Genomic DNA, 10,348 nt, shown 5'->3' on the forward strand with positions numbered 1-10,348 from the left:
CGCGCCCGCGCGCGGCGCCCCCCCTTCCGCGGCGGCGCCCCGGCGGGCTCGCTTCGCTCGCCGGGTCGCGAATCAGGATAGCCGTTAGCTAATCCCGGCCGCGGCCGCGGGCCGCTCCGGGGCGTCGAGCGCGCTCCGCACGGCGCGGAGCAGGTCGTCCGGCGCGAACGGCTTCGCGAGGAAGGGAGCGTCGGCGGGCACGAGCGCGACGCCGGAGGCGTGGCGGGCATACCCGGACACGAACAGCACGCGCACCCCGGGGCGGCGCTCCTCGAGCGCGCGCGCCAGGTCCCAGCCGTTGCGGCCCGGGAGGATCACGTCGGACACGAGCAGGTGGATCGCTCCCTGGAACGCGTCGGCGGCGGTGAGCGCCGCCTCGGCGGAGGCCGCGTCGACGACCCGGTAGCCGGCCCCGTCGAGCGCGCGCCGCGCGACCGCCCGGATCGCCGGGTCGTCCTCGACGAGCAGGAGGGTCTCGGGGCCCCCCGCCGCGCGCCCCGGGCGCGGCTCGCGCTCGGGCGCCGCCTCCTCCGCGTGCAGCGGCAGGAGGATGCGGAACTCGGAGCCCTGGCCGGGCGCCGAGCGGACGCGGATGGCGCCGCCGCTCTGCGAGACGATCCCGTACACGGTCGAGAGGCCGAGGCCGGTCCCCTTCCCGAGCGGCTTCGTCGTGAAGAACGGCTCGAACACGCGCGCCCGCGTCGCGTCGTCCATGCCCACGCCGCCGTCCCGCACCGAGAGCAGCGCGACGGGCCCGGGAAGGAGCGCCCCGTCGTCGGCGCTCGGCTCGGGCGCGGCGCGCTCGTCCACCTCGACGACGACCCGACCGCCGTCCGGCATCGCGTCGCGCGCGTTCACCGCGAGGTTCAGCACCGCGAGCTCGAGCTGGCCGGGATCGGCGACCACCGTCCCCGGCGCGCGGACGTCCACCTCGAGCGCCACGGTCTCGCCGAGGATCCGTCGCAGCATGGGCTCCATCCCGCGCACGACCCCCGCGAGGTCCACGACGCGCGGGGCGAGCCGCTGGCGGCGGCTGAAGGCGAGCAGCTGCCGGGTGAGCGTCCCCGCGCGATCCGCGGCGACGAGGATCTCGCGCACGTCGGGCTGGCTCTCGTGGCCCGGCGGGAGCGCCTCCTGGACGAGCCGCGCGAACGAGACGATGGCGGTGAGGAGGTTGTTGAAGTCGTGGGCGACGCCGCCCGCGAGCTGCCCGACCGCCTCCATCTTCTGGGAGTGGCGGAGCTGCTCCTCGAGCCTGCGCCGCTCCCCCACGTCGCGGAAGGCGAGCACGAGCCCGACGATGGCGCCGCCGTGCACGAGCGGGGAGGCGACGAACTCCGCGGGGAAGGCGCTCCCGTCGCGGCGCCGGAAGGCCTCGTCCACCCCGTGCCGGACCCTCCCGTCGCGCATCGCCGCCAGGACGCGGCACTCGGCGGCGGGGATCGGCGAGCCGTCCGGCCGGGTCGGGTGGACGACCGCGTGTCCGTCCTGGCCGAGGAGCTCCTCGACGCTCCGCCCGAGCGCGCGCGCCGCGGCGGGGTTCGCGAAGACGATGCGCCCCTCGCGGTCGACCCCCAGGATCCCCTCGTCGACGGAGTCCAGGATGAGCCGGTTCTGCCGCGAGAGCGACTCGAGCGAGTGGGCCATCTCGTCGAACGCGCCGATGAGCTGGCCGAGCTCCTCGCGCCCGGGCTCCAGGCCCACCCGCGCCGAGTAGTCGCCGGCCGCGATCCGGCGGGCCGCTGCCAGGAGGGCCCGCAGCTTGCGGACGAGGAGCCGCTCGCCGGCGATCCCCGCGGCGGCGAGCGCGAGCAGCGCGATCCCGCCGAAGGCGAGGAAGGTGCGCCGGAGGATGCGGTTCACCGGCGCGTACGCCGCGGCGATGGGGACGCCGGCCGCGGCGTGCAGCACCGCCGGCCCCGACCCCGCCCACACGTCGTGGAAGCCGTAGATCCGCTCCACGCCGTCGGGCCCGACCGCGCGGCGCGCGCGGTCCTCCATCGCTCCCGCGTGGAGCGCGGGGGGCAGCCTCGTCCCCACCTGCCTCACGTCGTACGGGCGCAGCGCGAGGATGGTCCCGTCGCGATCGAGCACCACCGCCGCCCCGCCCTCGGGGAGGTCCATGTCGTCGAGATCGCGCTGGAGCGTGGCCACGTCGAGCATCGCGATCGCGATCGCGGTGACCCGCCCCTCGTCGCTGCGCACCGGGAGCCCGAGCCCGACGCTCGGCACGCCACGCGAGCGGGAGACGCGGTACGCGCCCACCGAGAACTCGCCGGTCTCGAGCGGCACGCGGACGTTGTCGCGGTCGAGCAGGTTCACGCGCCGGCCGCCGCCGCCCCGGCAGAAGTACTCGCCGTCGAGCGCGACCACGCCGAGGTTACCGAGGTCGATCGCGTCGGCGACCAGCGGCGCGAGGTCGCGCGAGCACGCCTCGGCGTCGGCCGCGCGCACGCTCGGCAGCCGCGAGATGCCCATGAGCACCCCGCGCGCACGCTCGATCACGCGGCCGTTTCGCTCGGCGATGAGCCGCGCGATCGCGTGCGACTCCTGCTCGACTCCGGTTTCCAGCAGCCGACGATGCTCGCGCGCGGCGTAGGTCAGGATCCCGAGCGCGGGGACGACGGCGACGAGCACGAGGAACAGCAGGCGAACGCGCAGGCTCGCGAGCAACTTGGACACGGCACCCCCCCTGGAGCGCGTACATTCTGAGCGCTCGGCTCGCCGGCGCACAAGCGAGCAGCCGTGGGACACGAGGACCGGCCGCCGCCTGCGCCGGGATCGGCTAGGATGGCGGCGTGAAGCCCGACCAGCGCTCGCCTCCGGGACAGCTCCCCACGAGCGGCCCGGCGCGCGCGGCCGTCATCACCGCGCTCGTCGTGGGCGGCGTCGTCGCGCTCCTCGTGCCCGTCTTCTTCGCGGTGATGCTCTTCGGCATGCTGCGGTGAGGCGACGCGCGGGCGCCCGCCCCGTCGCCTCCCCCCCGGCGTGCGCGCCCTCCGCGGCGCGCGCATCGTGAGCCTCTCGGAGGGAGACCCCATGCACGCGAGACTCTTCGTCGCCGTCGCCCTGGTGCTCGGCGCCGCCGGCTGGACCCGGACCGCCGCCGCGCAGGGCAGCACGCCGGGCGCCGCGAGCGCCGCCCCGCGGCAGCAGCAGGAGGTGCGCGGGCGAATCGCGCACGTGGACGAGGCGCAGCGCGAGATCGTGCTCGACGCCGGCGACGCGACGACGCAGGTGAAGGTCGCGAAGGAGGCGAAGATCACGATCGACGGGTCCGCGGGGAAGTTCTCGGACCTGAAGCGCGGCGAGGAGGTACGGGCGTCGCTCGACCGGGCCGGCGACGAGCTGCAGGTCGTCCGGATAGAGGTCCTCCGCAAGCGCAAGTAGTCGGCGACGAGCGCATGGCCCACCGCTTCACGCCCCGGCGCGCGCTCGGCCGCACCGGCTTCGTCGCCACGGCCCTCGGAGCAGGTGATCTCGCCGATCGCTCCGTCCCGAAGGAGCGCTGCGTCGAGACGCTGCGGCGCGCGCTCGACGCGGGGTTGAACGTCGTCGACACCGCGCCCATGTACGAGGACGGCTACTCGGAGGAGATCGTCGGCGAGGCGCTCCGCGGCCGACGCGCGGGCGTCCTCCTCGTCGACAAGATCGACCACCTCGACCGTCCCGTCGCGCCGCAGCTGGACGAGAGCCTGCGCAGGCTCGACGTCGCGTCGGTGGACCTCCTCGTGCTCCACTCCTGCTCGGAGCCCGAGGCGTGGCGGCGCGCGAAGGCGCCCGGCGGGGCGATGGCGGAGCTCGCGGAGGAGATCGCCCGCGGGCGCGCGCGGTTCCGCGGGATCTCGTCGCACCACCCGGACGTGCTCGCCGACGCGCTCGCCTCCGGCCTGTGCGACGTGGTCATGTTCCCGGTGGGACCGTACTGCCACCCGCGCTACGTCGACGAGATCCTGCCCGCCGCGAAGGCGCGCGGCGTCGGCACCGTCTGCTTCAAGACCTTCGGCGCCGGGAAGCTCGTCGGCGACACCGAGGGCTACGGTCGCCCGCTCGCGCAGCGCCCGCGGGGGAAGGTCTCCTCCGGCGGCGCCGACACGGCCGCCCCTGCCCTGCCGCGCCTCTCCGTCGAGGAGTGCCTGCGCTACACCCTGACGCTCGACCCGGACGTGGCGCTGCTCGGCCTGTCGTTCCCGAACGAGCAGGACGCCGCGTTCGCGGCGGCGGAGGGGTTCCGGCCCATGAGCGCGGACGAGCGCGCGGACACGCGCAGGCGCGCGGCGGAGGCGATCCGCGGCAAGGGAGAGGTGTGGTGGGACCCGCGGCCTGCGCGGGAGCCGTGAGGACCGACGCGGTGGTTGCGGCGGGCGGCGGGCGCCCGATAAGACATGGTCCCATGCGCTCCCCCCTCGCCGCCCGCGTGGCCGCCGCTCCCGTGCGCCCCCTCGCGCGGCGGGACGCGGCCCCCGGACCGGACGCGCCGCGAGCCCGGCGCGCGAGCGCGCCATGAGCGAGGCGCCCGCGCCCGCTCGCGCGCCCGTGCGCGCCTCCGCCGTCCCGGTGCCCGCCCTCGCCCTCACCGGCGCCGGGAAGCGCTATGGCCGCCGCGACGCGCTGCTCCCGCTGTCGCTCGCGATCCGGGAGGGCGAGCGCGTGGCCGTCGTCGGCCCGAGCGGCGCCGGCAAGTCCACCCTGCTGCGACTGCTCGCCACCTCCCTCGCGCCGTCGTGCGGCGCGGTCGAGCTCTTCGGGCGTGACGTGGCGGGGCTCGCGCCGCGCGCGCTCCGCGCCGTCCGCGCGCGGATCGGCACCGTCCACCAGCAGCTCCACCTCGTCCCCCAGGCGAGCGTGATGCAGAACGTGGTCGCGGGGCGGCTCGGGCGCATGTCGCTCGCGCGCGCGCTCGCCGCGCTCGTCTCGCGCGCCGAGGCGGAGCGCGTCCGCGCGGTGCTCGCGGAGGTCGGCATCGCCGAGCGGCTCCACGAGCGGGTGGATCGGCTCTCCGGCGGCGAGCAGCAGCGGGTGGCGATCGCGCGGGCGCTGTATCAGGATCCCGAGATCGTCATCGCGGACGAGCCCGTCGCCTCGGTCGACCCCGCGCGCGCGGTGGAGATCGCCGCGCTGCTCGGGCGCGCGTTCGCCGGGCGCACGCTCGTCGTCTCCACCCACCGGCTCGAGCCGCTCCTCCCCATCGTCACCCGGGTGGTGGGGCTGCGCGACGGGGCGGTGGCGTTCGACGCGCCCGTCGCGGCGTTGACGCTCGACGACCTCTCGCGCCTGTATGCCTCCCGCAAGGGCGCGGCGGTGAGCCCATCCCCGGCGGCGCCCCGCACCCCGAGCCCGGCCGCGCCAGCCGGCGTCCTCGCCCTCGGCGCGTCCAACACGCCGGGCGAGTTCCTGCTGCCCGGCGCGGTCCGCGCGTTCGTGCGCGCGTACCCGGGCGTGCGGGTGAGCCTCGCGGTGAAGGACTCGGCGGAGGTGACCGCCGACCTCCTGGCGCGCCACGTGGAGGTCGGCTTCGTCGGCGCCCGCTCACCGCACCCCGAGCTCCACTTCGAGGACCTGGTCGAGGACGAGATCGTCCTCGTGGCCTCGCCCGCGCAGGAGGGGCTCCCGGCCGAGCCGATCCCTCCCGCGCTCGCCGCCCGGCTGCCGCGCGTCGAGCGCGAGGCCGGCTCCGGCACGCGCGCCGTCGTGGAGGACCACCTCGCGAACCTCGGCGTGCCGCTCGATCCCGCGGCGGTCGCGCTGGAGGTGGGGACGCTCGTGGGGCTCAAGGCGGCGGTCCTCTCGGGCGTCGGCGTGGCGTTCACCTCCCGGCTCGCCGTCCGGGAGGAGCTCGAGCGCGGGCACCTGCGCGCGCTCCGCATCGACGGGGTGCGCATCCCGAGGCGGCTCTTCGTGGCGTGGCGGCGCGACGCGACGCCGTCGCCGGCGGCGCGGCGGTTCGTCGAGGTCGCCCGGGCCGCCGTGAGGCCCGGCGCGGAGGGCGGCGCGTGAGGGCGCGGCGCCCGCCGCTCCCGGCGCTCCTCTCCTGGCCGGGGCTCGCGCTCGCGGCCGCCGTCGTCGTCTCCTATCGCATCGCGGGCGGCGATTGCGGCGCGCTCCTCGCGCCCGGGGCGCGCCAGGCGATGGCGGACTTCGCGCGCGGCTTCTGGCCGCCCGCCCACTCGGCCGCGTTTCTCTCCTCCCTCGCGCGCCCGCTCGCCGAGACGGTCGCCATCGCCCTCCTCGGCATCTCGCTCGCGCTCGCGCTCGCGGCGCCGCTCGCGTTCCTCGCGGTCTCGCCGCGCGTCCTCGCCACCCCGGGCGATCCGCCGGCCGCACCCCGCCGCGCCGCGTGGCTCGCGGCGCGCGTCCTCCTGAACCTCATGCGCTCGGTGCCCGAGCTCGTCTGGGCGCTCGTGTTCGTCCGGGCGTTCGGGATGGGGCCGCTCGCGGGGGTGCTCGCGATCGGGGTCGGCTACGCGGGGGTGCTCGGCAAGGTGATGGCCGAGATCTTCGAGTCGGCGCCGCGGGCGCCCGCCGCGGCGCTCTCCGCCGCGGGCGCGCCGCCCCTCGGCGCGTTCGCGTTCGGCGTGCTCCCGGGCTCGGTCCCGCTCCTCGCCTCCTACACGCTCTACCGGTTCGACTGCGCGCTCCGCGCCTCGGCGGTGCTCGGGCTCGTGGGCGCGGGCGGCCTCGGCGTGCAGCTCGAGCTCTCGCTCAAGATGTTCGCGTACGACGAGGTCGCCGCGATGGTGATCGCCCTGTTCGTGCTGGTCGCCGGCGTCGATCTCCTCTCCCAGCTCGTGCGCCGCCGCATCCACCGGAGCCGTGGCCTGTTCCCGCTCGGGCTCGGCGCCCTGCGCGCCCGTGCGCTCGGCCTCGCGATCTGGGCGCTCGCCGCGTGGGGAGCGGCGCGGGTGCTCGACCTGTCCTGGCGCGACGTCCTCTCCCCCTCCGCCCTCGCGAGCGTCGGCGGCTTCGCGGCCTCGCTGTGGCCGCCCGACCTCGACCCCGCGTTCCTGCGCCAGCTCGCGCCGGCCGCGGTCGTCACCTTCGCGGTGAGCGTGCTCGGCACGGCGCTCGGCGCGCTCTTCGGGCTCCTGCTCGCGTACCCGGCGGCCCTCCGGCTCCACGTGCTCGCGGGCGGCGGCCGCCCCGCGTTCGCTCGTGGCGTGACGCTCGCCGCCGTCGCGTGGACGGCCCGCGGCATCCTGAACCTGGGCCGGACGCTGCCCGAGCTGCTCTGGGCGCTCGTCCTCATCTTCGCGGTCGGGCTCGGCCCGTTCGCGGGGGCGCTCGCGCTCGGCGTCCACACCGCGGGCGTCCTCGGCCGCCTCTACGCGGAGGCGCTCGAGGAGGTCCCCACCGCGCCGTTCGCGGCCCTGCGGGAGGCGGGCGCGAGCGACGCAGCGGCCTCGGCGCTCGCGGTCCTGCCGCAGGCGTTTCCGCAGCTCGTCGCCTACACGCTCTACCGCTGGGAGGTGAACATCCGCGCCTCCGCGGTGCTCGGCGTCGTGGGCGCGGGCGGGTTGGGCGGGCTCCTGCACGTCTCCCTGAGCCTGTTCCACCACCACCGCACCCTCACGCTGCTGCTCGTGATCGTGCTGCTCGTCACGGCGGTCGACCTGCTCTCCGGCGCGCTTCGGCGGCGGCTCGTGGAAGGCCCTTCCGAGCGCGCCGAGGAAGGCCCCGAGCCGGCGGTCCCGGCGGTGGTGGACGCGTGGTGAAGGACCTTCCCGTCGTCGTCGTCCCGGAACCCTCGTCCGGCGCGCGGCAGTCCGCCGCGCGCCAGGAGCCTTCCATGCACCTGCACCGTCTCGGCCGCCTGCTCGCCCTCGTCCTTCCGCTCCTCCCGCTCTCCGCCGCGGGCGCGGAGCCGCTCCGCGTCTCCGCCATCCCCGACGAGTCGCCCACCGAGCTCCTGCGCAAGTTCGAGCCGCTCGGGAAGTACCTCGAGGCGGCGGTCGGCCGGCCGGTGAAGTTCACCCCGGTGACGGACTACGCCGCCACGGTCGAGGGCCTCGCCGCCGGCAAGCTCGACCTCGTCTGGTACGGCGGCTTCACGTTCGTCCAGGCCCGCCGCCGCACCGGCACCGCCATCCCGCTCGTACAGCGCGAGGAGGACGCCCGCTTCCACTCCAAGATCATCGTCCCCGCCGCCTCGAAGGCGCAGAGGCTCCAGGACCTGAAGGGCGCGACCTTCGCGTTCGGCTCGGTGAGCTCCACCTCCGGCCACCTCATGCCTCGCTACTTCCTGCTCCAGAACGGTCTCGACCCGGACAAGGACTTCGCGAAGGTCGCCTACTCCGGCGCGCACGACGTGACCGCGAAGTGGGTCGAGGCCGGCAAGGTGGACGCGGGCGCGCTCAACGAGTCCATCTGGCAGCGCCTCCTCGACGAGAAGAAGATCGATCCCACCAAGGTCCGCGTGCTGTGGACCACGCCCGAGTTCCACGACTACAGCTGGACGGTCCGCGGCGACCTCGATCCGAAGGTCGTCGAGCAGCTCCGCGCCGCCTTCCTCGCGCTCGACTACGCGAACCCCGAGCACCGGAAGATCCTGGACCTCCAGCGCACGAAGAAGTTCATCCCGACGGCGCCCGGGAACTACGCGGCGATCGAGCAGGCAGCGCGCGCGGCGGGGCTCCTGAAGGACTGAGCGGGGCCCCGTCTCGTCCGCCCGAGCTCGAGAGCTCACCCCGGATCGAGCCCGAGGATCCACCCCTCCACCGCGCGCGCCTCCTGCTCGGGCTCGAACAGCGCGGTCCGGCCGAGCACCACGTCGAGCATCCCGAGCAGCGCGACCACCGCGTCGAACGCGTCCTCGCCGTCCGGTCGGCGACCGAACCCCTCCGCGAGCTGGGTGGACAGCCGGCGCGAGGCAAAGACCCCCGCCGCCCGGAGCCAGCGCCCGAGCGCGGCGCAGGCGGCGAGCCGTGAGGCCGGATCGCGCTTCGAGACCGGCGCGGCGCCCAGGCGGCGCCACGCGTCGGCCGGGTAGATCTCCGCGAGGACCACCGCGCCGGGTCGCAGCAGCGTCGCGAGCTCGCCCTGGAACGGCCAGATCGCGGCGCGGGCGTCGCGGAGCGCGGGCAGGACGACGTCACGCCAGCCTGCGAGCGCGGCCTTTCCGACCTGCTTCCCTCCCACGGTCCAGAAGAGCGCCTCCGCCGCGCGCCGCCCCGGGCGGGCGCGGTCGCAGGCACGCCGGAGCGCGTCGAAGCCCGGCACCCCGAGCGCGGCGCAGAGCTCCGCCTGCCGGACCACGCCGGCGCGGCGGGCGCGCTCCGGATAGAACGGTCTGTGAAGCGTGATCTCGGCGGCGGTCGCGGCGGGCGTGAAGAACGCCTCGTAGGGCGGCGCGCCCAGGCCGGGCGCCCACGCGAGGAAGGAGTCCGCCCCGACGCGCGCGGCGTACGCCGCGGGGACGCCGATCGGGAGGTCGAGGCCGAGGAGCGCGCGCCGCCGCGTCCCGGCCCGGCGCGCGAGCCGCGCGACGAGCGTCTCGGCTCGACCGACCGGGCGCGCCCCTCCCGCGCGCCAGCGGCCGTCGGCGCCGCGCTGCGCGAGGGCGAGCCAGCGCTTCCGCTCGCTCACGCTCCAGTCGGCGGCGGCGAGGAGGTCGACCGGAAGCGGGGCGGGCACCCCGCGGTTCTAGTCCGGCGGCCTCACTCACGCCTTCCGAGCTTCACGGGCCGCGCCCCGCGGAGCACGCCGAAGTCCCCGGACTCGAGCGGCGTCGACCGGACGAAGAGCGCGTGCGCCTCCCGCAGCGCGGCGCGCAGGGCGGCCCGCCGCTCTCCCTCGCTCGCGGCGGGGCGCTCGAGGAGGAAGGCCTGCATCGCGAGCCCGAAGCGTCTCATGAGGTGGAGCCGGCTCACCGCGAGCACGCGCGAGTCGAACGGCACGCCGAGCGCCGCGAAGAAGTCCTCCGCCGACTCGAGCCCCTCGAGCTCCGGCAGCCCCGGCAGCGCCGGCAGCGCCGCGCCGGGGGCCCCCTCCTTCTCGCGCGGGCTCACGCGACCTCCGCGTGCGGCGCCGCCGCGACCGCCGGCGGGGCGGCCACCTCGCCGACGGCGACTCGCGCCGCGAAGCCCTCGAACCAGGCGAGCGCCGCCGCCTCGATCGGGCGGAACGCCTGCTCCGTCACCGGCTCGATGCCCGCGGCGGCGAGCTGCTCCCTGGGGCAGCGCCCGACCTTGGCGACGAGCACCGCGCGGCACCCCTCGAGCGCGCGCAGCATCGTCGCGAGCGCGTCCTCCTCCCCCTCCCCGCCGACGCAGTACCGGTCCACCGCGCGCCGCCCGACGAGGCGCGCGCCGGCGCGGCTCACGTCGTAGACGAGCAGCTCGCGGGCGTGCCC

At 76.6% G+C, this 10,348-nt stretch carries 10 protein-coding genes; 6 read left to right on the top strand and 4 right to left on the bottom strand.

What is annotated here, in order from left to right; translation table 11 throughout:
- Positions 1-84: 84 nt before the first annotated feature.
- A complete protein-coding gene (locus MNY60_RS15670; RefSeq protein WP_242361101.1) occupies positions 85-2,682 on the bottom strand; it encodes an ATP-binding protein in 2,598 nt (865 codons plus the stop codon).
- A 116-nt stretch (positions 2,683-2,798) separates the two neighbouring features.
- Here MNY60_RS15670 and MNY60_RS15675 point away from each other — a divergent pair, with 116 nt between their 5' ends.
- The 6 genes from MNY60_RS15675 (at position 2,799) to MNY60_RS15700 (ending at position 8,644) form a co-directional block, all read left to right on the top strand.
- Positions 2,799-2,948 (top strand): hypothetical protein, encoded by a 150-nt coding sequence (locus MNY60_RS15675; protein WP_242338605.1) that lies wholly within the window; start codon positions 2,799-2,801, stop codon positions 2,946-2,948.
- Positions 2,949-3,039: 91 nt separating this feature from the next.
- A complete protein-coding gene (locus tag MNY60_RS15680) occupies positions 3,040-3,390 on the top strand; it encodes a hypothetical protein (RefSeq protein WP_242338603.1) in 351 nt (116 codons plus the stop codon).
- A gap of 14 nt (positions 3,391-3,404) precedes the next feature.
- Positions 3,405-4,340, top strand: coding sequence for an aldo/keto reductase (locus tag MNY60_RS15685; protein ID WP_242338601.1), 936 nt, complete (start codon positions 3,405-3,407; stop codon positions 4,338-4,340).
- Positions 4,341-4,503: 163 nt separating this feature from the next.
- Positions 4,504-5,997, top strand: a complete 1,494-nt coding sequence (locus MNY60_RS15690; protein WP_242338599.1) for a LysR substrate-binding domain-containing protein — start codon at positions 4,504-4,506, stop codon at positions 5,995-5,997.
- Positions 5,994-7,712 (top strand): ABC transporter permease, encoded by a 1,719-nt coding sequence (locus MNY60_RS15695; protein ID WP_242361103.1) that lies wholly within the window; start codon positions 5,994-5,996, stop codon positions 7,710-7,712. Before MNY60_RS15690 ends, MNY60_RS15695 begins: the two co-directional genes overlap by 4 nt.
- Before the next feature lie 74 nt (positions 7,713-7,786).
- A complete protein-coding gene (locus MNY60_RS15700) occupies positions 7,787-8,644 on the top strand; it encodes a putative selenate ABC transporter substrate-binding protein (RefSeq protein ID WP_242355314.1) in 858 nt (285 codons plus the stop codon).
- A gap of 35 nt (positions 8,645-8,679) precedes the next feature.
- Here the strand turns inward: MNY60_RS15700 and MNY60_RS15705 are convergent, their stop codons facing one another.
- The 3 genes from MNY60_RS15705 to MNY60_RS15715 form a co-directional block, all read right to left on the bottom strand.
- Positions 8,680-9,630, bottom strand: coding sequence for a hypothetical protein (locus tag MNY60_RS15705; protein WP_242361105.1), 951 nt, complete (start codon positions 9,628-9,630; stop codon positions 8,680-8,682).
- 23 nt (positions 9,631-9,653) lie between these two features.
- Positions 9,654-10,004 carry a nitrogenase-stabilizing/protective protein NifW gene (locus MNY60_RS15710; protein WP_242361107.1) on the bottom strand — a complete coding sequence of 117 codons (351 nt, stop codon included), beginning with the start codon at positions 10,002-10,004 and terminating at the stop codon, positions 9,654-9,656.
- A partial coding sequence (locus tag MNY60_RS15715; protein WP_277957043.1) for a NifB/NifX family molybdenum-iron cluster-binding protein occupies positions 10,001-10,348 on the bottom strand: 348 nt, incomplete at its 5' end. The genes MNY60_RS15715 and MNY60_RS15710, both read right to left, overlap by 4 nt.

It is taken from the genome of Anaeromyxobacter sp. SG17 (assembly GCF_022690695.1).
In the GTDB taxonomy this organism is placed as follows: Bacteria; Myxococcota; Myxococcia; order Myxococcales; family Anaeromyxobacteraceae; genus Anaeromyxobacter; species Anaeromyxobacter soli.